Origin of the sequence: Brachybacterium sp. AOP43-C2-M15 (assembly GCF_052446295.1) — a bacterium.
In the GTDB taxonomy this organism is placed as follows: domain Bacteria; phylum Actinomycetota; class Actinomycetes; order Actinomycetales; family Dermabacteraceae; genus Brachybacterium.
This window is the reverse complement of record NZ_JBQSWB010000001.1, coordinates 1-21,072: the sequence shown is the minus strand read 5'-3', so window position 1 is coordinate 21,072 and position 21,072 is coordinate 1. Positions and strand designations below refer to the sequence as shown.

The 21,072-nt window shown below is 71.3% G+C and carries 14 protein-coding genes; 6 read left to right on the top strand and 8 right to left on the bottom strand.

The annotated features are described in order from the left end of the window. Positions 1-11: 11 nt before the first annotated feature. From ACT3SP_RS00070 to ACT3SP_RS00060, 3 genes are read right to left on the bottom strand one after another with little or no spacing between them, the layout of a single operon-like run. Complete coding sequence (locus ACT3SP_RS00070) at positions 12-956, bottom strand: carbohydrate ABC transporter permease (RefSeq protein ID WP_444585184.1); 945 nt, start codon at positions 954-956, stop codon at positions 12-14. Continuing rightward, positions 946-1,860 carry a carbohydrate ABC transporter permease gene (locus tag ACT3SP_RS00065; RefSeq protein WP_444585183.1) on the bottom strand — a complete coding sequence of 305 codons (915 nt, stop codon included), beginning with the start codon at positions 1,858-1,860 and terminating at the stop codon, positions 946-948. The genes ACT3SP_RS00070 and ACT3SP_RS00065 overlap by 11 nt, the downstream gene beginning before the upstream one ends. After that, positions 1,857-3,164, bottom strand: a complete 1,308-nt coding sequence (locus ACT3SP_RS00060) for an extracellular solute-binding protein (protein WP_444585182.1) — start codon at positions 3,162-3,164, stop codon at positions 1,857-1,859. The genes ACT3SP_RS00065 and ACT3SP_RS00060 overlap by 4 nt, the downstream gene beginning before the upstream one ends. A 440-nt stretch (positions 3,165-3,604) precedes the next feature. Here ACT3SP_RS00060 and ACT3SP_RS00055 point away from each other — a divergent pair, with 440 nt between their 5' ends. From ACT3SP_RS00055 to ACT3SP_RS00035, 5 genes are all read left to right on the top strand, one after another. After that, positions 3,605-4,948, top strand: coding sequence for an extracellular solute-binding protein (locus ACT3SP_RS00055; RefSeq protein ID WP_444585181.1), 1,344 nt, complete (start codon positions 3,605-3,607; stop codon positions 4,946-4,948). Positions 4,949-4,955: 7 nt separating this feature from the next. Continuing rightward, positions 4,956-5,924: a carbohydrate ABC transporter permease gene (locus ACT3SP_RS00050; RefSeq protein ID WP_444585180.1), complete on the top strand. Its 969-nt coding sequence runs from the start codon at positions 4,956-4,958 to the stop codon at positions 5,922-5,924. Between the two features lie 52 nt (positions 5,925-5,976). Next, complete coding sequence (locus tag ACT3SP_RS00045; RefSeq protein WP_444585179.1) at positions 5,977-6,897, top strand: carbohydrate ABC transporter permease; 921 nt, start codon at positions 5,977-5,979, stop codon at positions 6,895-6,897. Next, entirely contained in the window at positions 6,897-9,605 is a 2,709-nt protein-coding gene (locus ACT3SP_RS00040) for a beta-galactosidase (protein ID WP_444585178.1), read from the top strand. The genes ACT3SP_RS00045 and ACT3SP_RS00040 overlap by 1 nt, the downstream gene beginning before the upstream one ends. A 73-nt stretch (positions 9,606-9,678) precedes the next feature. Beyond that, complete coding sequence (locus ACT3SP_RS00035; protein WP_444585177.1) at positions 9,679-10,980, top strand: ROK family protein; 1,302 nt, start codon at positions 9,679-9,681, stop codon at positions 10,978-10,980. Between the two features lie 108 nt (positions 10,981-11,088). Here ACT3SP_RS00035 and ACT3SP_RS00030 read toward each other — a convergent pair whose 3' ends face one another. Next, positions 11,089-13,074 (bottom strand): glycoside hydrolase family 43 protein, encoded by a 1,986-nt coding sequence (locus ACT3SP_RS00030; protein ID WP_444585176.1) that lies wholly within the window; start codon positions 13,072-13,074, stop codon positions 11,089-11,091. 379 nt (positions 13,075-13,453) lie between these two features. On the opposite strand from ACT3SP_RS00030, the gene ACT3SP_RS00025 reads away from it, so the two are divergent. Continuing rightward, the gene (locus ACT3SP_RS00025) at positions 13,454-15,715 is read left to right on the top strand and encodes a glycoside hydrolase (protein ID WP_444585175.1); all 2,262 of its coding nucleotides are present in this window, start codon (positions 13,454-13,456) and stop codon (positions 15,713-15,715) included. Between the two features lie 47 nt (positions 15,716-15,762). On the opposite strand, the gene ACT3SP_RS00020 is transcribed toward ACT3SP_RS00025, so the two are convergent. The 4 genes from ACT3SP_RS00020 to ACT3SP_RS00005 all read right to left on the bottom strand — a co-directional run bounded on the left by ACT3SP_RS00020 (position 15,763) and on the right by ACT3SP_RS00005 (position 21,051). Continuing rightward, complete coding sequence (locus ACT3SP_RS00020) at positions 15,763-17,106, bottom strand: glycoside hydrolase family 27 protein (protein WP_444585174.1); 1,344 nt, start codon at positions 17,104-17,106, stop codon at positions 15,763-15,765. A gap of 4 nt (positions 17,107-17,110) precedes the next feature. After that, positions 17,111-18,400: a D-arabinono-1,4-lactone oxidase gene (locus tag ACT3SP_RS00015; protein ID WP_444585173.1), complete on the bottom strand. Its 1,290-nt coding sequence runs from the start codon at positions 18,398-18,400 to the stop codon at positions 17,111-17,113. Between the two features lie 380 nt (positions 18,401-18,780). Next, positions 18,781-20,289, bottom strand: coding sequence for an L-arabinose isomerase (gene araA, locus ACT3SP_RS00010; protein WP_444585172.1), 1,509 nt, complete (start codon positions 20,287-20,289; stop codon positions 18,781-18,783). A 39-nt stretch (positions 20,290-20,328) separates the two neighbouring features. Beyond that, positions 20,329-21,051, bottom strand: coding sequence for an L-ribulose-5-phosphate 4-epimerase (locus tag ACT3SP_RS00005; protein ID WP_444585171.1), 723 nt, complete (start codon positions 21,049-21,051; stop codon positions 20,329-20,331). Between the last annotated feature and the right edge of the window lie 21 nt (positions 21,052-21,072).

The window sequence follows — 21,072 nt, the reverse complement described above, 5'->3', positions numbered from 1 at the left end:
GACGGACCGTGTCACTTGATCCCCGAGGCCGCGAAGCCCTGGACGAAGTAGCGCTGGAAGATCAGGAACAGGATGATCATCGGCACCGCCGCCATCGTGGTCCCCGCCATCAGCAGGTGCCAGTCCGTCGCCGCCTCCTGGCGGAAGGAGGCGATCCCCACCTGGATCACCCGCAGGCTCTCCGAGGTCGTCACCAGCAGCGGCCACAGGAAGTTGTTCCAGCCCGCTTCGAAGCTGAGCAGCGCCACGGTGAGCAGTCCGGGCTTGATCAGCGGCGTGATGATCCGGGTGTAGATCCCGAACTCGCTCACGCCGTCCAGCCGCGCAGCCTCGATCAGCTCGGACGGCGTGGAGACGTAGAACTGACGGAACAGGAACACCATGAACGGGGAGATCGCCCCGGGGACGATCAGCGCCCACCAGGTGTCGATCCATCCCGTGCCCCCGGCGCCGAGGATGCTGTTGCCCCCGAACAGGGGCATGTGCCGCACCATGAGGAACACGGGGATGACCGTCGCGTAGAACGGGATCATGATGCAGGCGACCATCCACGCGAAGATCGCCGGCGCCAGGCGGAACCGCATCTTCGCGAGGGCGTAGCCGCACGCGGACCCGAAGGCCACGTTGAGCACGGCGGCCGCGGTGGCGAGGATGAGGCTGTTGCGCGCATAGACGGCGAACGGAGCGCGGGACAGCGCCTCGGCGTAGTTCTCCAGGCGCAGGTCCTGCGGGATCAGCGGCATCGGGACCTTCGCGAGCTCCGTGGGGTCCCGGATCGAGGACAGGGCCATCCACAGGAACGGGGCGGCCATGACGAGCGAGGCGACGACGAGGAACACCATCGTCGCCGTCGAGGCGACCCGCTTCTGCCGGCGCAGGCTCGTCGCGCGCGGCGCGGGCGGGGCGGTGACGGCCTCCTGGCCGGGGCGGGGCGTCGGGCGGACATCAGTCGTCATCGGAGCCTCCGACGATCCGGCGGGACAGGACGGCGAGCACCACGAGGATCAGCAGCAGGATCACCGACTGGGCGTTGGCGAGGCCGACGCGGAACTCCTGGAAGGCGGTCTGGTAGATCCGGTAGGTCACCACGGAGGTCGAGTTGGCCGGGCCGCCCTCGGTGAGGATGTAGATCAGGTCGAAGGTCTGGAAGTTCGCGATGAGCGCGGTGATGAGGATGAAGAACGTGGCCGGGCGCAGCATCGGGACGGTCACGTGCCTGAACTTCTGCACGACGCCGGCGCCGTCGAGGTCCGCCGCCTCGTAGAGCTGCCCGTCCACGCCCTGGAGGGCCGCCAGGTAGATGAGCATCTTCAGCCCGATGCCCTGCCAGATCGTCACCAGGATGACCGAGGCGAGCGCGAGGTCGGGGTTGGTGAGGAAGGGCAGCGGGCCGATGCCGATCACGCCGAGGACGACGTTCATCAGACCGTTCTCGGAGGGGTTGTAGATCCACAGCCAGATCATCGCCACCGCGACCGTCGCCGTGATGTGCGGCAGGAACACCATGACGCGGAAGAGTCCCCGACCGGGGATCGCGCGGTTGAGGAGGGTCGCGAAGACGAGCGCGAGGAACATCGAGACCGGGATGCCCACGGCCGCGATGATCACGTTGTGCAGCACCGACCGCCAGAACAGGCCGTCGGTGAAGATGATCGCGTAGTTCTCGAGCCCGGAGAACTCCGGGGCGTGGATGATGTCGTACGCGGTGAAGCTCAGGGCGAAGGCGACGATGATCGGGACACCGATCCAGATCAGCGTGTGCAGCGTCGCGGGGGCGGCGAGCAGGAGCCCCCATCGACGCTCGGCCGCCCGCACGGAACGGCGAGGGGCCGAGGCGGCTCGATGCGCGGTGGTGCTCATCGGAGCCTGCTGATCGCGTCGTCGCACAGCGACTTCATGTCCGAGAGCGTCTGCGCGACGCTCTCCCGACGGGTCAGGCAGCCCTCGACGATGCCGTCCAGGTTCGTGCGGATCTGCATGTAGGCGGCGGTCCCGCCCTCGGTGGCCCCGGCGTAGGCGAGGTTCTCGAGGGCGAATCGCGTGAGCAGACTGCCCTGGATCTCCTCGTTCTCGGGGACGTCGGGGGTGGGGGGCACCTTGCCGGTGGCGGCATTGGCGATCCCGAGGAACTCGGGATCGAGCATGTGCTTCATGAAGGCTCCCGCGGCGTCCTTGTTCTCGGAGAGGCTCGAGACGGAGAGGAAGGTGCCGCCCTGGAACATGACGGGATCACCGCCGCTCCCGGGCGGCATGAGGAAGACGCCCGCGGCACCCTCCTCGCACAGCTCGGGCGTCATCTGCTGCCACGTCGGCCAGTTGCCGGTGGCGACGAGGGACATCGCGGCCCTCTTCTGCTGGAAGGGGGAGGGCTGGCCCTCGGGCGCCTGCAGGTCGTAGTCGATGGACCCGGCATCCATCTGGTCGAGCATCCACTGCAGGGCGAGCCGACCCGGCTCCTCGTGCAGCGTCGTGGTCAGGCCGTCCTCGCTGAACATCGTGCCGCCGAAGGCGTGCAGCAGGAACACGAAGGCCTGGCGGGAGCCGCCCGCGCTGCCGGAGAGGTAGTCGAAGCCGACGACGCCGTCACCGGTGAGCTCCTCGGCGACCGCGGCGAGCTCCTCCATGGTGGCCGGCGGCTCGGTGATCCCCCGCGCCTCGAACATCTCCGGGTGGTACGCGAGGAAGCGCAGGTCCAGAGCTTGAGGCAGGGAGTAGTACTTCCCCTCGAAGCGGGCCGGGGCGAGCACGCTCTCGTCGTAGCCGAGGCTCTCGATGAAGTCGGCCGGGATCTCGGCGAAGATCCCCTTCTCCGCGAAGGGCTGGGTCCAGCCGACGCCCGTCATGATGAGGTCGGCGATGATGCCGCCGGCGATGCCGGTCGAGATCTTCTCGTTGAGCTTGTTCCAGTCGACCTGGTCGACCGCGACGGAGAGGCCCGTGCGCTCGGTGAACGGGGCGATGACCTCCTGGTCGAGGACGGCCCTGTCGTCGCCGATGAAGTCGGGGGTCAGCAGACTGATCGACCCGGAGAGGTCTTCGTCGGCGACGTCGAGGTCGAGGGGGTCGTCGGGGTCCATCGCGGCGCCGGAGCCGCAGGCGGCCGCGCCCAGGCCCATGGCGGCGGCGCCCGACCCGGTGAGCAGTGTGCGGCGGGTGAAGGGCATCGGAATCCTCTCGGTGGCCGCCGTCTCCCGGTGGCCGTCGTGCGGCGTGCGTCGCCGACCGGACCTCGGGGTCGGGCTGTGCCTCGGTGCACGGGCCCACGGACCGCGGCCGCCCCGCGGCCTCGTCGAGCACGGGGTGAGCAGACAGGAAAGCGAAGGCCCGACGGGGTGTGTCGTTGTTGCCGCGAGTTGCCAACGGACGGCGGCGGGCGGACCGCTCTCGCGCCGCGGGGCGGGGCCGGGCGGACCGCTCTCTCGCCGCCGCGGGGCGGGGTCGGGCTGGTCGCCGTGACCTGTTCGTGACCCACCCCTCTCGACACCACTTATCTCAAGGGTTAACGTAAGCAATGTCGCGACGGGTGGGCATTGGGGCTCACCACTTCCCGAGGCCGTGCGGCACGCCGGGGAGCTGAGGTCGTGGCTCGACGAAAGGCACGACGATGAGCCTCCCCCTGTCCGCCGGCCCCTCCTCCCGCGCCGGGGTCTCCCGCCGACATCTCCTGGCCGGCCTGGGCGCCGCCGGCACCGCCGTCGGACTCGCCGCCTGCGGCGGAAGCTCGGGTGCGGACGGCGGGATCCCCGAGTCCGACGAGAGCCACACCAGCTTCGTGATGACCGTCTGGGGCGGCGAGGAGGACAAGAACGCCTACCAGGCTCGCATCGACCTGGCCAAGGAGAGGTTCCCCGACTACGACATCACCCTGCAGCTGATCCCCTCGGAGAACTACGAGCAGAAGGTCCAGACGATGATCTCGTCGAAGACCGGCCCCGACATCATGCAGGTCGCCGAGAACGTCAACGTCTACGCCTCCAAGAACCAGCTGGTCCCGATCGATGACCTGCTCTCCGAGGCGGGGGTCGACCTCGAGGAGAGCTTCGGTCCCGTCGGCGCGAACTACACCTGGGACGGCGCCACCTACGGCGTCCCCGATCGCTCCGGAGCGATGGTCCTGTACTACAACAAGGACCTCTTCGACGAGGCCGGGATCGAGTACCCCACCGCGGACTGGGACTGGGACACCTTCCTCGAGGCCGCCAAGGCGCTCACCGATCCCTCGAAGGGGCAGTTCGGCTACGGCGGTGTGGGCTGGTGGCCGCAGTGGTTCTCCCTCGTCGCCCAGAACGGCGGGCACGTGCTCGACCCGGAGACGGGCGCCCCCGGGGTCAACTCCCCGGAGGCGGTCGAGGCGCTGCAGTTCGCGCACGACCTCTACTTCACGCACAAGGTCGCTCCGACCGAGGTCGACTACTCGAACATGGGTCCGGAGATGGGGGCGGACGGCGCGTTCCAGCAGGGACTCGTCGCGATGAACTCCACCGGCTTCTGGGCCGTCGGCGGCAATGCCGGGATCGACGGGCTCAACTGGGACGTCGCGCCCTTCTTCCATGGCGCGGAGAAGGCCGTCAGCGCCTTCGGCTCCGCACTGGTGATCCCCACCGCGGCCAAGAACCCCCAGGGCTCCTTCGAGATCATCCAGTTCCTCACCTCGGTCGAGGGGCAGACCCCCATCGCCGACGCGGGGCAGGACGTCCCGGCGAACCTCGAGCTGCAGGACAGCGATGCCTTCCTCGATCCCGAGTGGCTCGAGGCGGACATCAACCTCCAGGCCTTCCCGGACTCCGCGGACATGATCTTCACCCCGAAGTTCATCCCCGAGTGGAACGAGATGCAGAAGGCCGTCGAGGACGCGATGGCCGCGTTCTGGCTCGGCGACGCCGACGCCCGCACCACCGCCGACGATCTCCAGGGCCGTCTCGAGCGCGTCATCAGGCCGTCGGAGTGACCCGGGAATGACCACCGCCGACCTCCTGCCCGAAACCCGACCGGAGCGCCCCTCCGGCCGGGCCGGTCGCCCCCGCGCGGCGATGCCCCCGCATCGTCGCAAGGAGGCGCTCGCCTTCTACCTGTTCATCTCCCCCTGGGTGATCGGGTTCCTGGCCTTCCTGCTGGGGCCCATGCTGTTCTCGATCTACCTCTCCTTCACCCAGTGGGACTCGTTCACCGCGCCGGTCTGGGTGGGCCTGGACAACTACGTCACCCTGCTCACGGATGATCCGATCTTCCTCAAGGTCATGGGCAACACCGCGTACTACTCGCTGATCTCCGTGCCGCTGGGCATGGTGGCCTCGCTGTTCATCGCGAACCTGCTCAACAAGAAGATCCGGTTCCGCAAGATCTTCCGCACCCTCGTCTACCTGCCGCACCTGATCCCGATCGTCGCGGTCGCCCTGATCTTCCAGATGGTCTTCGCTCCCGAGGCGGGGCCGCTGAACCAGGCGCTCGCGCTGATCGGGATCGACGGACCGAACTGGCTCCGGGACGCGGACTGGGTCAAGCCGGCGCTGATCCTGATGTCCCTGTGGCAGGCCGGCGGCGGCACGATCCTGCTGCTGGCCGGGATGAACGGCATCCCCAAGGAGCTCTACGAGGCCGCCGAGATCGACGGCGCCTCCGGGTTCCGACAGTTCTGGTCGGTGACCTTCCCGCAGCTCACCCCGGTGATCTTCTTCAACCTCATCATGGGCATCATCGGCTCGTTCCAGGTGTTCGCGCAGGTCTTCATCCTCACCGGCGGCGGGCCGGACAACGCCAGCCAGATGGCCGTCCCGATGCTGTTCGACGAGGCGTTCCGCTTCTACCACATGGGCTACGGCTCGGCGATCGCATGGATCCTCTTCGTCGTGATCATGGCCTTCACCGCCCTCGCCTTCGCGACCTCCGGACGCTGGGTCTTCTACGAATCGGAGGTGCGCTCATGAGCACTGCAGCTCGTCGACGAACTGCCAGGAACGAGCGGAAGGAGAGGAGCTCATGAGCACCGTCGCCCCGGCCCCCACCCCGGCCGCCACCGGACACGGCGCCACGCGACCGTCCCGGCCGCGCACCCTCAGCGCCTTCCGCAGCGGACCCTTCACCTACGGACTGCTGGTGATCCTCTCGGCGATCTTCATGGTCCCGCTGGTCTTCGTCATCTCCATCGCGCTCGCCTCCGATGCCTCAGTCTCGAGCGGGCAGCTCACGATCCTCCCTCGGGACTGGGAGTTCGCGAACTTCGTGAAGATCTTCCGCACGAGCCTGCCGGTGGGGTCCTTCCTGATCAACTCGGTCATCATCTCGGTGACCTCGGCGCTGGGCCAGGTGCTCTCGAGCTCGCTGGTCGGCTACGCCTTCGCCCGTCTGCGGGCCCCGGGCAAGAAGTTCCTGTTCTTCGTCGTGATCGCCACGATGATGATCCCCGCGCAGATCACGATGATCCCGCAGTTCTGGATCTTCAGCGAGCTGGGCTGGGTGGACACCTTCCTGCCGCTGATCGTGCCGCAGTTCTTCTCCAACGCCTTCAACATCTTCCTGGTGCGTCAGTTCGTCACCCGGATCCCCTACGAGATGGACGAGGCGGCGCAGATCGACGGGCTCGGCCACTTCGGGATCTACGTCCGGCTCATCCTGCCGATGATGACGCCGATCCTGATCGCGATCTCGATCTTCACCCTCACCGCGATGTGGGGCGACTTCATGGGCCCGCTGATCTACATCAACTCCGAGGACAAGATGCCGCTCGCCCTGGGCGTGCAGTATCTGACCTCGACGAGTCAGGAGCTGCAGACCCCTCCCTGGAACCTGATCATGGTCGGCTCGATCTTCCTCTCGCTGCCGATGATCGTCATCTACTACTTCGGACAGAGATACATGTACGAGATGAACCTGTCGGCCGGAAGCGCGGGGGTGAAGTGATGACCAGCGCTGTGAACCGGGGCCTCATCGACCTCTCCTCCGCACGGCTCGACCTCGACGGCATCCCCTCGGTGCTGCTGTGCTCCTCCCTCTTCCCCTTCCGGATCCCGCGGTCGCAGTGGGACCACCGGCTGCAGCTGGTGGCGGAGTCCGGCTACCGGATGATCGATCTGTACGTGCACTGGGGCTTCCACGAGGAGGCCCCCGGCCGCATCGACCTGACCTCCCCCGAGCGGGACCTGGGGCACTTCCTCGACCTCGCGCGAACCCACGGCCTGCTGGTCATGGCCCGCCCGGGGCCCTACATCTGCTCGGAGACCGACGGCGGGGGCCTGCCCTGGTGGCTGCACGGCGACGCCGACGGGGCCCCCGCGGCGCTGCGCACCACCGATCCCGCCTATCTCGCGGCCGTGGACCGCTGGTTCGGCGCGGTGATACCGCTCCTGGCCGATGCGCAGGTCACCCGTGGGGGATCGGTCGCACTCGTGCAGATCGAGAACGAGCTGGACTTCTTCGACTGCCCGGACCCGGACGCCTACATGGACCATCTCGCCCGCAGCGCCCGCGCCCACGGCATCGAGGTGCCGATCATCGCGTGCGCCGGCCAGGGCGAGCTCGCCGGGGCCACCGGGGAGGCCGCGGGGGTGGTGCCCACCGTGAACCTGTACCCCGACGACGCCTCGGCGACGTTCGACGAGGAGACCCGGCACTACGCAGGCGTCCTCGCCGCGCGCGACCTGCCGCTCCTGGTCACCGAGACCAATCGGCGGCACCGCACCCTGCGCCGCGAGATCCTCGCCGGTGCCCGCCTCGTGGCGCCCTACCTGCAGACCTCCGGCTTCGACCACCTGGTGCTGCCCTCGGCGGGGAACTGGGGCGACCCCGGGAACCTCATGACCCACGACTACGACTTCGGCGGGTACATCAGCCCGGAGGGTCGTCGCCGCCCCGAGTACGACGAGGCGATCGCCCTCGCCGCCACCCTCGAGGCCTGGGGGGAGCGGCTCGCGACGGCGGCACCGGTCCCGCTCGACGCGGTGCCGCTCGAAGGCGCCCGCGCCGGCGGCGCCCTCGCGCTCGAGGGCGGCGGGCACATCGTCGGACCCGCCGAGATCGACGGCCTCGCCCGGACCGTGGGGCTGCGCTCCTCCGCGCTCGCGAGGGCGGAGGGGTCGGCGGCGCCCGTGGCCGCGGCGCTCGACCCGGGCGCCTGTCCCTTCTGGGCCCTGGACGTGCCCCTCGCGCCGTGGGGCGTCGAGGGGACCCTCGCGATCGCGACCGCCGAGCTGATCGCGGTCGAGCACGACGAGACCGGGTCCGAGCTGACGCTCCGGTTCGAGGGAGGTCCCCGATCGAGGATCGCTCTCGTCCTGCCCACGAGCGGGGAGGGTGAGGAGATCCTCCGTCAGGAGGGACACGGGACGGTCCGCTCCGCCGCCGCGGGCCCGGCGGTGCGCATCGTGGTCGGACCCCGCGGGGAGAGCCGTGCCGATCCCGAGCCCGTCCGTGAGACCGCGGGCGGGAGCGTGCTCCGCCTCGGCGACGTGCTCCGGACGGCGGGCGCCCCGGTCCCCTCCGCCACTCGCCGCGCGCTGCCGGGTGCGGAGGCGCTCGGGCTCGCCGACGGCCGGGTCCAGGCGGAGCTCGAGCTCTCCGCGGAGGCGACCGAGGCGCTGCTTCTCGGCGCCGCGGACCTGGTCAGGCTCGAGCTCGACGGCGTCGATCGGGGCCTCCACGTCCCCCACGGCGCCCCGCTCTCGCTCCCGCTCCCACCGGGGGCGCAGCACCGCCTGCGGATCGTCGCCGAGACGTGGGGTCGGGCGAACTTCGACGACGCCCGTCTGCCTGCCCTGCGCATCGGCGCCGGCCGCGGGGTCGGCATCGTGCTCGAGGTGCGCTCGGCACAGGACGTCACCGACCTGTGGGAGGTGCGGCGCCTGCCCGATCGCAGGACCAGGGACGAGCTCGAGGTGCCGCCCCTGCGCGACCTCGGCGGCTGGTCGAGCGCCAATCCCGGCGCCGGGACCACCTACGCCCGCACCGTCCCCCTGCCCGGGACCGATCGCCTCGGCGCGCTGCGCCTGCACGGGCTGACGGAGCCCGTCCACGTCGCGGTCGACGGCGGCGAGGAGCAGCTGGTGATGCCCTCCGCGCCGATCGTCCTCCTCGACGGCGGGGGCGCGAGTGCGGATCTCGCGATCCGCGCCCCGCACGTGCCCGGGGGGCTCCTCGAGCGCGCGGAGCTGCTCGAGGTCGCACTGCCCGTCGTGCACGCGCTGCGCCGGATGCCGGAGGCGGAGCTCGCCGAGATGCTCACGCGCACGGCACGGGAGGCCGAGCCCTCGCGGTGGCGGGCGCTGCCGGCCGAGGAGCAGCGGCCGTCCGGGCCCGGGCTGCGCATCGGTGCCGGTGAGCCGGTGCTCCTCCGGGTCGCCCCCGGCGAGGGGCGAGGCCCCGGAGGAGTCGACGGCGGCGAGCTGCTCGAGATCCACGGCGCCGACGTGCAGGTCACAGTCCTCGCGGGAGGCCGCCGGGTCTCGAGGCACGTGCTGGGGGCCCCGGTCACCGCCGGCGGGGACCCGCACCTGTCCTGGATCCCGTCCGGCTGGCGCACGGACCCCGCCGACGAGGTCCTGCTGATGGTCGAGGCCCTGGCAGAGCGAGGCGGTATCTTCGAGGCGGTGAGACGCACCCGCACCGCCCGTTGACAGCGCGCCGGGAGGGTGGCGCACGGAGGGTGGAGCCAGCCCCCGACGGCGCACGGACGAACGGGAGGCACCGGTGGCGACCAAGACGTCGAAGGACATCCGCAACGAGAGCCGCTTCATGGTGCTGCGCACCGTCTACGCGCGCCACACGGTGACGCGCGCCCAGATCAGCGCCGAGACCGGGCTCAGCCCGGCGACGGTCACCACCCTGGTCGGGGAGCTCGTGGAGGAGGGCGTGCTGCGCGAGGCCGGCCAGATCTCCTCCCAGGGCGGTCGTCCGACCGCGACCTTCCAGGCGAATCCCAGCAGGGGCGCCCTGCTGGCCGTCGACGTCGCCGAGACCTACGTGCGGGTGGATCTCTTCGACATCTCCCTGGCTCGCCTCGACCAGGAGCGGGTGGACCTCGACCCCGGCGCGCAGAGCATCGAGACCGTCGCCGAGCACATCCGCGGCTGCACCGACGCGCTGCTGGGTCGCCGTCCGGAGCTGGCGGGACACGTGCTCGGCGCCGGGGTCTCGCTGCCCGGTCAGGTCGATCCCGTGCGGGGGATCGACGTCTTCGCCCCGAACTGGGGATGGCACGAGGTGCCGCTCATGGAGGCCCTCGAGCGTGCCGTCCCGGTCCCGGTGCGGATCGACAACCCCCTGATGGCGCTCGCGACCGGTGAGCTGTGGTTCGGTGCCGGGCGCCGCTTCCGACAGTTCGTCGCCGTCAATCTCGGCACCGGCGTGGGGGCGGGGATCATCATCGACGGGCAGCTCCTGCGCGGGCGCGGCAACTCTGCCGGCGAATGGGGTCACACCACCCTGATCTGGAACGGACGCGCCTGCCCCTGCGGCCGGAGCGGCTGCGTGGAGACCTACATCGGCGCGGAGGGCATCCGCACCACCCTGTCCGAGATCGCTCCCGAGCACGAGCTGCTGACCGTCACCCACCACCGCGACTTCATCGAGCGCCTGATGCGGGCCGAGGCCACCTGCGACGCCGCCGCCCAGGAGGCATTGCTGCGCACCGGCGACTATCTCTCGGCGGCCATCGGCAACCTCGTCAACCTGCTCGATCCCGAGCACGTCTCGGTGCTCGGCTGGATCACCCGCTACGCGGGCACCGAGCTGCACGACAGGGTGCGGGAGCGCATCGCCCAGGAGTGCCTGCCGGGCCCGTCGAGCACTCTCAGCATCGAGTTCACCGATGCCGACGGCGAGGGGGTGAGCCTGGGCATGGCGGTGCTCGCGCTCGAGGGCTTCCTCGAACGGGTCGGCCTGCCGAGCCCGTCGAGCGCCCTCTCCCCGGCCGCGGCGTCGACGGGACCCGGGACGGCTCGTACGGGCTGGGCGGTCCCGCACGCCGACGCGTCACTGCCCCGCCGCTGACCCGCTCCGTCCGGCAGGCCGCCGGCCCCGTCCCGCAGGCCGCCGGCCCCGTCCCTCAGCGCGCGGTCGGCGACCGCATCGGGACGCGCGGGCAGGGCCGACGGCGGGTCACTCCTTGACCACGGCGATCCAGCTGACCTGGATGTCGGGCGAGCGGGTGGGGTGCAGGCGCAGGGTGATCCCGCCGTCGCGCCCGAGCCGCAGGCCGTCGTAGGCGGCGGCCTCCGGCGTGCCGGTGAAGAGGCGCTCCGTCTCGACCACCTCGTCGTTCACGCTCACCTCCGCGGCGCGGTCCGCCCACGGCCACGGGTCGTAGTAGCCCACGTGCAGGGTGTACAGGCCCGCATCGAGGCCCTCGAAGCGGTAGACGAGGTCGTCGTGGTCGGTCGCGTAGCGCAGCGACCGGTCCATCGAGTCGCTCTCGTCGCCCGCGGCCTGGGACCTCCCCTCGAAGCCCCACCGGGCGCCGGTGACGGGGTCCGCGCCGAAGGGCTGGTCGGCGGCGGAGTTCCGCACCGTCCGGCCCCGGGCCTGCGTGCGCAGGGCGAGGTAGTCGCTGGTCTCCGCACCGCCGGCGCTGACGAGGTGGACGAGGTGGCGCGGGGCGACGAGGACCTGTCGCCGCACGGTGAGCCCCTCCTCGCCGGAGAGCGTGCCGACGATGTCGACCAGGCCCGGTCGGTCCAGCGCCCCGTCCCAGCTGATCGAGCGCCTCTCGGAGGGCAGTCCCTCGCGGTGCAGGACGCCGCCTCCCGGGAGTCCGTCGGACTCCCCGAGGCGCAGCGCCTCCGGCAGATGGACGTCGACCGTGTAGACGGGCTGGGGCGGCTGGTCCTCCCAGCGCCAGGCGTCCGCCCACACCAGCGACATCTGCGTGCCCTCGCCGAAGCGCAGCGGCAGCCAGACGTACGGGGCGTTCGCGAGGTCCGACGGGGTCCAGCGGTCTCCCATGTAGATGTAGGTCCCCCGCTCCGGATCGACGGGGATGACGTTCGTGCTCTGGGAGCGGAAGGTGTCCTCGGCGCCGTCCCCGCTGATGGGGTTCCCGTGGTCGGTCCACTCCCCGAGGATGTCGGTGGCGGTCGCGTACTGCGCCGGGTTCGGGTCCCAGCCCGTCGCCCCGGAGGTGAGGAGGAAGTACGTGTCCCCGCGCTTGAACAGCGCAGGCGCCTCGCGGTGGGCGCCGATGTAGGGACGGATGAAGTCGACGCCCTTCACCGCGGAGTCGGCCGGGGTGGCGAGCGCCGTGAAGTCCTCGTCGAGCCGGGAGATGAACAGCGAGTAGTTCTCCTCGCTCGAGTAGATGATGTACGCGGTCCCGTCGTCGTCGAGGAACAGGGTCATGTCCCGGGCCATCCCGGGGTTGTCCGGCTGCCAGTTCGGCTCGCCCTCGGGAGCGTGGTGGAGGCGGTAGCTGTCGATCCAGCGGAACGGTCCGGTGGGGGAGTCGGAGACCGCGACCCCGGCATTGGCCTTCGCGTACTGCGCGTCCGAGGTCTCGGAGGGTCCGTCTGCATGGACCCACATCACCCACGTGTCCCGCGCTTCGTTGCGGAGCACCTTGGGGCGCTCGAGGATCGCGGCGGTGCTGCCCTCCGGTGCGGTGGTCAGGAGATCCCGCACGACCGCGGCCCGCTGCTCCTCCGAGTACCCGCCGTAGAGCGCGGTGAAGTACGGATCGGTGTCGATCTCCTCCGCCGTCGTCAGGGCGCGCAGGGCGAGCCCCTCGTCGGTCCACGAGTACAGGTCGCGGGAGGAGTAGACGTGCACGCCGGGGCTCGAGCCGTAGCCGTTGCTGCGGTCCTCGCCGTACCAGTGGTAGAGCGGGCCGTCCCCGTCCTCGGAGATGACCACCTGCCCGCCGTGGGCCTGGATGACGTTCCCGGAGGTGTCCAGCCACGGCTCGCCGGGGGTGAAGGCCGGGCTGGTGCTGGTGCTGGTGCTGGTGCTGGTGCTGGTGCCGGAGCCTGGGCCGTCGGCGGGGCCGGCTCCGTCGGCGCGGGCGGCGGACGCTCCCAGCATCGCGAGCGGGGGAGCGGCGAGCGCGGCCCCGAAGAGAGTGCGTCGGCGGAGGCTGTGCGGGGATGCGGACATGAGGACTCCTCGTCGAGTCGGGTCGATCGGCACGTGGTGCCGAGCCGGGCGACATTCGATCACCCTTATCTCACCCAGTATTAAAAGTGGGACGGCTCGACGGTAATGCACGGACGTGAGCAGCGGAAGGGGGATGGTCGGTTCGACGGTCCCTCTGGACGCTTCTGACGCAACCACTTACGCTAAGGGTTATTTGAAGTGGGATCGACGAGGATCGACACGAGGAGACGACGCCCCGATGCAGCCAGCACCCCAGCCCAGAGGCATCCCCGCCGGACCCGACACAGCCGGTCCCGGCACAGCCGTCCCCGGCACCGCCGACGCTGCCGCCGGTGCCGGCACGGCACGCCCCGATCGCACCCTCAGCAGGCGCGGCCTCATGGGAGCCGGCGTCACGACGGGACTCGTGGTGAGCGTCGGCGCGCTCCCCGCCGGTGCGGCGTCCGTCCGCACCGTCGGCCCGGCCTCCGCCGATCGCACGCTCTCCGACGGCGCCGCCCCGGACTCCCCGACCCACAGGCTCACGATCGACCCCGCGGTGAGACATCAGCGCCTCGACGGTTTCGGCGCCTCGGGCTCCTGGTGGTCGCAGTACCTCGGCGCATGGTCCGCCCCGCGGCGTGATCGTGTGGCACGGCTGCTCTTCTCCCGCACCCGGGGCATCGGCCTGTCCCAGTACCGCTACAACGTCGGCGGCGGCCTCGACGACACCATCGACGATCCCTGGCGCACCGCAGAGACTTTCGAGACCGGCCGCGGCACCTACGACTGGTCGCGCGACGCCGCGGCCCGTCGCTTCCTGCAGCTCGCGAAGCAGCACGGCGTCGAGGACTTCACCGCCTTCGTGAACTCGCCGCCGCGCAGGCTCACGGCCAACGGCCGCACCTACGGCGACCCGGGAACCTCCAACCTCCCTCCCGAGCACCACGAGGAGTTCACCGACTACCTGATCGACATCGTCCGGCACTTCCGGGACGAGGAGGGCATCGACTTCCGCCACGTCAGCCCGATCAACGAGCCCCAATGGAGCTGGGACGGCCCCGGCCAGGAAGGCTGTCACTACGAGCCGGAGCAGGTCCGCGATCTCACCGCCACGGTCATCGAGGCGTTCGCGGCGAGCGACCTCGACACCCTGGTCTCGGCGCCCGAGGCGGGGGAGTACGCCTCGGTGTACAGCGACCAGGACTACGCCGGGTGGCTGCTCGAGGACGAGGCGATCCGCGACGGGCTCGGCGAGTTCGCGACGCACTCCTACTGGTCCACCGACGAGCAGCGGGAGCTTGCGGCGCAGCGCATGGCCGAGCATCCGCAGGCCCCGCTCGCGATGACCGAATGGTGCGAGATGGTCGGCGGCCGCGACGCCGGCATGGACTCGGCGCTCGTGCTCGCCCGCACCGTGCACGCCGATCTCACGATCGCGAACGCGACCGCCTGGCAGTACTGGATCGCCGTGAGCCGCTACGACTACCGTGACGGCCTGATCTACACGGATTTCGTCGCTCCCGGTGACGAGGAGACGATCGAGGAGACTCAGCGACTGTGGGCGCTGGGCAACTACAGCCGCTTCCTCCGGCCGGGCGCCCGACGCATCGGTCTCGAGGTCGAGACGGCGGAGCGGACCGAGGGCGCCATGGCGCGGATCCCCTTCGTGGTCCCCCAGATCGCGACCGGGACCTCTCCGGGGGATCGGATCTTCCTGGTCGAGGACCCTGCCGGCGACGACCGGGGGCCTGGCGAGTACACCTATCCCGGCAACGAGGCGTTCACCCCCGGCAGCTTCGACCTGCTCTCCGTCGAGGCGGTCGACGACGGGGACGACGTGCTCCTGGCTGTCCGGCTCGGCACCGATCTCGAGGATCCATGGGGAGACTCCCCGGTGGGCTACGACCTGCAGAACATCGACATCTACGTCGACACCGGTGCCGATGGCGGATTCACCGAGCTGCTGCCGGGGCGCCGCGCCCTGGTCGCGGACGGCTTCTCCTGGGACAGGGCGGTCTTCGCCTCCGGGCGCACCGATGTCGTCGAGCAGGACGTCGCCGAGAAGGTCACCTCCGCGATGCGCGAGGCGCTCTTCGTGCCGCTCGCGGAGGCGCAGTCCGTCGACGGCGACACCCTCACCCTGCGGGTGCCGAAGTCCTTCCTCGGCGAGATGCGGCCCGGCTGGGCCCTCCAGGTCGTCGTCACCGGCTCCGAGGGGTCGATGGCCGCGGACTCCCTGCGCGTGCGGGAGGTGCACAGGAACGCCTCGGAGTGGAACTTCGGCGGAGGGTCCGACGGCGACGAGGACCCCAACATCCTCGACCTCCTGGTCCCCGAGGGCATGACGCAGGCCGAGGCCCTCGCCTGGACGCCCGCCACCCGCGTCGACGTGCTCGCCTCGGCCTACCTCGACGAGGAGACCGGGAACCTGGTGGTCGTCACGATCAACGAGGCCGCGGAGGAGCGGGAGATCGAGCTGTGCATCCCCCTGCAGGTGCCGTCGCTCCGCCTGAGCTCCTTCCGCACCGCGGACGGGGAGGCGCTCGCCAGGGGATCGGTGGCACGCCTGGACCGCGAGGAGGACGGTCTCGCCCGGACCGCGGTGACGCTCCTTCCGCGCTCGATCACGACCTTCACCGCGCCCTGGGCCCGAGCCTGAGCACAGCAGCGGCGACGTGAGGGCCCTGCGGCCGTTCCGTCGCCGCCTCAGCGAGGGCGATGCCGCAGCAGCACCGCGCCGTGGCGGGGGATCCGCACGTCGATCGCGGTCGACCCCGGCGCGACCCCGCGGGCGGCGTCGGACTGCGCCGCGACCTCCCGCGTCGGCACCGTCTGCCCGCTCCAGAGCTCGATGATCTCGCCGAGACCCTGCGCGGGCAGCCCCACGTCCTGGGCGTCGATCGAGACGGTGAGCTCCTCCTCGCCCACGTTGAACCCGGCCACGTACATCTCGCCCCGCGCGCCGTCGGCCGTCCACAGGATCAGCGGGTCCTCGCGGAAGATTTCGCGGCTCGAGGTGGCCCCGGCGTGCACGGCGAGCACGCCGGCGTTCTGCAGCAGCGCGATCGTCGCGGGATCGGAGCCGGGCAGGTCGCCTCCGACCATGAGCGGGGAGCGGGCGATCACCCACAGCGTCATCAGGGTGCGCCGCTCGTGCGGGGTCAGCAGGTCGTCGCGAGGCTCCCCGCGCTCGGCGCGGATTCCGATCCGGCCCAGCGGCAGCATGTCCCCGTCGGGCCAGCCGTCGGGCCCGGCGTGCGGGGCCCAGCGGGCGAAGCGCGCGAAGTTCGCCTCGACGTCCTCCCACCGGTCCCACAGGTCGTCGCAGATCCGCCACATGGTGGCGTGCTCACGGAGGTGATCGAGACGGGTGAGGGACAGGTCGCGACCGGGCGAGAGGCTCAGCTGCATCGGCCGGCCGCAGCCGGCGATCGCCGCGGAGAACGCCTCGATCTCGGCGGCCTGGTAGGGCCACAGCATGTCGTCGACCTTGAGGAAGTCCACGCCCCAGCCCGCGTACAGCGCGAGCACCGAGTCGTAGTACGCGTCCGCCCCGGGCACGGAGTGGTCGATCCCCACCATGTGAGGGTTCCACTCGCAGGAGTTCGTGGGATCGGCGATGTCCGAGGCGCACAGCGAGCTGCCGAGCACCGGGGAGTTCGCGGCGACCGCGCGGCGCGGGATCCCGCGCATCACGTGGATGCCCAGCCGCAGCCCGAGCGCATGGAGCTGCTCGGCGAGCGGCCCGAACCCGGCGCCGCCCGCGGCGCTCGGGAAGCGGCCCGGGTCCGGCAGCAGCCGGCCGTGCGCGTCGATGGTCAGCGGCGCGTCGACGTTGTAGCCGTGCGAGCGGGCCGACGGGTCGGACCAGTCGATGTCGATCACCACCGTGTCCCAGCCCAGCGGCGCCAGGTGCTCGGCGAGGAAGCGGGCGTTGGCGAGCACCTCCGCCTCCGTCACGGTGGTGCCGTAGCTGTCCCAGGAGTTCCAGCCCATGGGCGGGCGGTCGGCGGCGGCCGTGGTGGGTGCGGCACTGTTCCCGGCGGTCATGGCGTCACTCCCCGAGCAGACGCTCGACGTAGGCGTTGGTGAAGACCCGGTCGGGATCCAGGCGGTCGCGCAGGGTGAGGAAGTCCTCCAGGCGCGGGTACTGGGCGCGCACCTGCTCGGGGGCGAGGGTGAAGACCTTCCCCCAGTGCGGGCGCGGCGCGAAGGGCGCCAGGCGCTCCTCGATCTCGGGCAGCAGCGTCGCGACCTCGCGGGGGAGCTGCTTCCAGGTGAAGTGCACGCAGGCGCTGTCCCGTCGGTGCGCGGGGGAGAGCCACAGCTCGTCGGCGGCGACGGTGCGCACCTCCGAGGCGTGCAGCAGAGGGCGGATACGCTCCCCGAGCGGCATCACCGCGGCCAGGGCGTCGGCCGCCTGCTCGCGCGCGACGAAGTACTCCGACTGGATCTCCTCGCCGCTGCTCGGGGTGAACTCGAGCCGGAAGTGCGGCAGGCGCTCGTGCGCGGGTCCGGGCTCGCCGCTCTGGTCGGTGCAGAAATCCGCCGGCATGCCGGGCAGGGGATGGACCGGTTCGAGGGCCCGACGGCCGCCCAGCCACTCCTCGGGGAGCTCCTCGTCGTCCCCCACCACCTGCTTCACCCAGGCCTGGGCGATGTGCCCGTCCCAGTGGTGGAAGAGGCTCACGCTGGTGCCGCCCGCGAGCAGGGTCGCCAGGTCCTCGCCGCCCATCCGGTCGGCGGGGAAGTCGAGGTGGACGCTCTGGCGCATCGGCGCGGCGGGCACCAGGTCGAGGGTCAGGTGGGTGACGACGCCCAGCATCCCGAGCGCCAGCACCGCGCCGTCGAAGATCTCCGGATCCTGTGCGCGGGAGAGCGTCAGCAGCTCGCCCGACGCGGTGACCAGCTCGATCGCGCGCACCGAGGCGGCGAGCGAGCGGCGGCGGTTCCCGGAGCCGTGGGTGCCCGTCGCGCTCGCCCCGCCCACGGAGATGTGGGGCAGGGAACCCATGTTCGGCAGCGCCAGCCCTCGCTCGTGGGCGGCGACGGCCAGCTCGCCGTAGCGGACCCCGGCCGCGACGCGCACGGTGCGCGCAGCGGAGTCGACGTCCAGGTCCGGCGGCAGCTGCGCGAGGGTCACCAGGTCCGCGTCGCTGGCCGCGATGCTCGAGAAGGAGTGCCGGGTGCCGAGCGCCCGGATCCGTCGGCTGCGCCCCACCAGCGCCCGCAGCTGCTCGACGGAGGCCGGGGCGTGCAGCGGCCCGGGACCGTAGTCCACGGTCCCCGACCAGCTGCGGCCGGGCCGCTCGAGAGCAGGGTCGGGGGTGCTCGAGGTGGGCATCATCGCTCCGGTCTGTCGTCGGTCTGTTGTCAGTGTGTCGTCAGTGTGTTGTCGGTCTGTCGTCGGCCTGTTGTCAGTGTGTCGTCGGTCTGTCGTCGGGCCGTGCTGGTCGTTGCTCGTCCGTCTCGCGCGGCACTGCTGCCGCGCCCGGGATCTGCTCGCTCAGCGGGGCGAAGGTGGGGGAATCGCGCCGCCATTCCCCCACCTTCGCCCCGCTCACCGGGTGGGGAGCAGGGAGTGGGGCACCGGGTGGGGAGCAGGGAGTGGACACCGGGTGGGGCTCGGCGGGTGGGGATCAGGCGAGGGGCTCGGCGGGTGGGGGGCCAGGGGCGCGCCCGGGGGAGGGCGAGGCGGAGTGCGCCCGCGGTCCCCGGGCGTGCTCAGAACCCCTGGGCGAGGCGGTGGAAGACCTGGTTGGTGCGCAGCTCCTGGGCGAAGGAGCGCACGGTGGTGTCCTGGTCGATGATCGCGAGCTCGAGGCCGCCGATCCTCGCCAGGTCCTCCCAGGTCTCCAGGTCCACGGCGCTGGTCATCACCGTGTGGTGGGCGGCGCCGGCGGTCAGCCAGCACTCGGCGGAGGTCGCGAAGTCCGGGGCGGGCTCCCACACGGCGCAGGCCACCGGCAGGTTCGGCAGCTCGTGCTCGGGCTCGACCACGTCCACCACGTTGGCGACCATGCGGAAGCGCTCGCGCATGTCGCTGAGGGCCACCACGATCGCGGGCCCGGCGTCGGCCGTGAACTTCAGGCGCACCGGGTCCTCGCGGTCGCCGATCCCCAGCGGGTGGATCTCGAGGGTGGGCTTCGCGGTGGTCAGCGAGGGGGAGACCTCGAGCATGTGGGCGCCGAGGATCTTCTCGCTGCCCGGGGTGAGCTCGTAGGTGTAGTCCTCCATGAGGGAGGCGCCGCCGGGCAGGCCGTGGCCCATCACCGCGGCGACCCGCACCAGGATCGCGGTCTTCCAGTCGCCCTCGGCGCCGAAGCCGTAGCCGTCGGCCATCAGGCGCTGCACGGCGAGGCCGGGCAGCTGGCGCAGTCCGCCCAGGTCCTCGAAGTTCGTGGTGAACGCGCCGAAGCCGCCGTCGTCGAGGAAGGAACGCAGTCCCAGCTCCTGGCGCGCGCCGTAGCGCAGCGACTCGTGGCGGTCCCCGCCGGCGCGCAGCTCGGGGGCGACGTCGTAGAGCTCCTCGTACTCGGCGACCAGCTCGTCGATCGCCGCGTCCGAGATGCCGTCGACCACCTCGACGAGGTCGTTGACGCCCCAGGTGTTCACGGAGACGCCGAGCCGCAGCTCGGCCTCGGTCTTGTCGCCCTCGGTGACGGCGACGCCCCGCATGTTGTCACCGAAGCGGGCGAGCTTCAGCGAGTGCATCTCGGCCCAGCCGGTGGCGGCGCGCGCCCAGCGGCCCACCTTCGTCTGCACGCCCGCGTCGCTCGCGTGGCCCACGACGGTCCTGCGGTCCACGCCCAGCCGGGTGGCGATGTACCCGAACTCGCGGTCGCCGTGCGCGGCCTGGTTGAGGTTCATGAAGTCCATGTCGATCGTGGACCAGGGCAGCTCGACGTTCGCCTGCGTGTGCAGGTGCAGCAGCGGGGTGGCCAGGGCGTCCAGGCCCTGGATCCACATCTTGGCCGGCGAGAAGGTGTGCATCCAGGCGATGACGCCCACGCAGGCGGGATCGACGTTCGCGGCCAGCGCGGTCTCGCGGATCGCGTCGCGGTCGGTGAGCACCGGCTTCCAGACGATCTTCACGGGGATGTCCCCGGCGGCGTCGAGGGTCTCGGCGATCACGCGGGACTGGTCGGCGACCTGCTCGAGGGTCTCGGGGCCGTACAGGCCCTGGCTGCCGGTGAGGAACCAGATCTCGCGGGTGTCGAAGGGGTTGTTCATCGGGGGTCCTCTCAGGGGTGGGCGACGGGTCGGGCCGCGTCAGTGCTGGCCGTAGACGTTCTGGTAGCGATCGAACAGGGAGTCGACGTGGTGCTGCTCGATCGGCAGCGGCTCGCCCAGCTGGCGCGAGACGTGCACGGTGCGGGCGACCTCCTCGCACATGACGGCGGCCTTGACCGCTGCGCGGGCGTCCTTCCCGACGGTGAAGGGCCCGTGGTTCTGCATCAGCACGGCGGGGGAGCGGGAGGTGCTCAGGGTCTCGACGATGCCGCGGCCGATGGAGTCGTCGCCGATGATCGCGAAGGGGCCGACGGGGATGGGCCCGCCGAACTCGTCGGCCATCATCGTCAGCACGCAGGGGATCTCCTCGCCGCGGGCCGCCCAGGCGGTGGCGTAGGTCGAATGGGTGTGGACCACACCGCCGACGTCCTCGCGGTGCGCGTACACGTAGGCGTGCGCGGCGGTGTCCGAGGAGGGCTGGAGGCTCTCCGGGGTGCCGTCGTCGATCTTCGCGCCGTCGAGCGTGCACACCACCATGGTCGACGCGGACAGCTCGTCGTAGGAGACCCCGGAGGGCTTGATGACCAGCAGGCCGGGCACGTCCGCGCCCTCGGGCAGCGGAACCCGCTCGGAGACGTTCCCGGCGGTCCACACCACGAGGTCGTTGCGGGGGAGCTCGGCGTGCAGCGCGGCGACGCGATCGCGGGTGGCGGCGACGGCGGCCCGGACGTCCGCGGGCAGCTCGGCGAGGACGAGGGTCATGGGATCTCCAGGGCTCGGGAG

Bases quoted from the DNA above. Each gene is read 5' to 3' on its own strand.
- ACT3SP_RS00070 (WP_444585184.1), bottom strand. From the start codon at position 956: ATGACGACTGATGTCCGCCCGACGCCCCGCCCCGGCCAGGAGGCCGTC.
- ACT3SP_RS00065 (WP_444585183.1), bottom strand. From the start codon at position 1,860: ATGAGCACCACCGCGCATCGAGCCGCCTCGGCCCCTCGCCGTTCCGTG.
- ACT3SP_RS00060 (WP_444585182.1), bottom strand. From the start codon at position 3,164: ATGCCCTTCACCCGCCGCACACTGCTCACCGGGTCGGGCGCCGCCGCC.
- ACT3SP_RS00055 (WP_444585181.1), top strand. From the start codon at position 3,605: ATGAGCCTCCCCCTGTCCGCCGGCCCCTCCTCCCGCGCCGGGGTCTCC.
- ACT3SP_RS00050 (WP_444585180.1), top strand. From the start codon at position 4,956: ATGACCACCGCCGACCTCCTGCCCGAAACCCGACCGGAGCGCCCCTCC.
- ACT3SP_RS00045 (WP_444585179.1), top strand. From the start codon at position 5,977: ATGAGCACCGTCGCCCCGGCCCCCACCCCGGCCGCCACCGGACACGGC.
- ACT3SP_RS00040 (WP_444585178.1), top strand. From the start codon at position 6,897: ATGACCAGCGCTGTGAACCGGGGCCTCATCGACCTCTCCTCCGCACGG.
- ACT3SP_RS00030 (WP_444585176.1), bottom strand. From the start codon at position 13,074: ATGTCCGCATCCCCGCACAGCCTCCGCCGACGCACTCTCTTCGGGGCC.
- ACT3SP_RS00025 (WP_444585175.1), top strand. From the start codon at position 13,454: ATGGGAGCCGGCGTCACGACGGGACTCGTGGTGAGCGTCGGCGCGCTC.
- ACT3SP_RS00020 (WP_444585174.1), bottom strand. From the start codon at position 17,106: ATGACCGCCGGGAACAGTGCCGCACCCACCACGGCCGCCGCCGACCGC.
- ACT3SP_RS00015 (WP_444585173.1), bottom strand. From the start codon at position 18,400: ATGCCCACCTCGAGCACCCCCGACCCTGCTCTCGAGCGGCCCGGCCGC.
- araA (WP_444585172.1), bottom strand. From the start codon at position 20,289: ATGAACAACCCCTTCGACACCCGCGAGATCTGGTTCCTCACCGGCAGC.
- ACT3SP_RS00005 (WP_444585171.1), bottom strand. From the start codon at position 21,051: ATGACCCTCGTCCTCGCCGAGCTGCCCGCGGACGTCCGGGCCGCCGTC.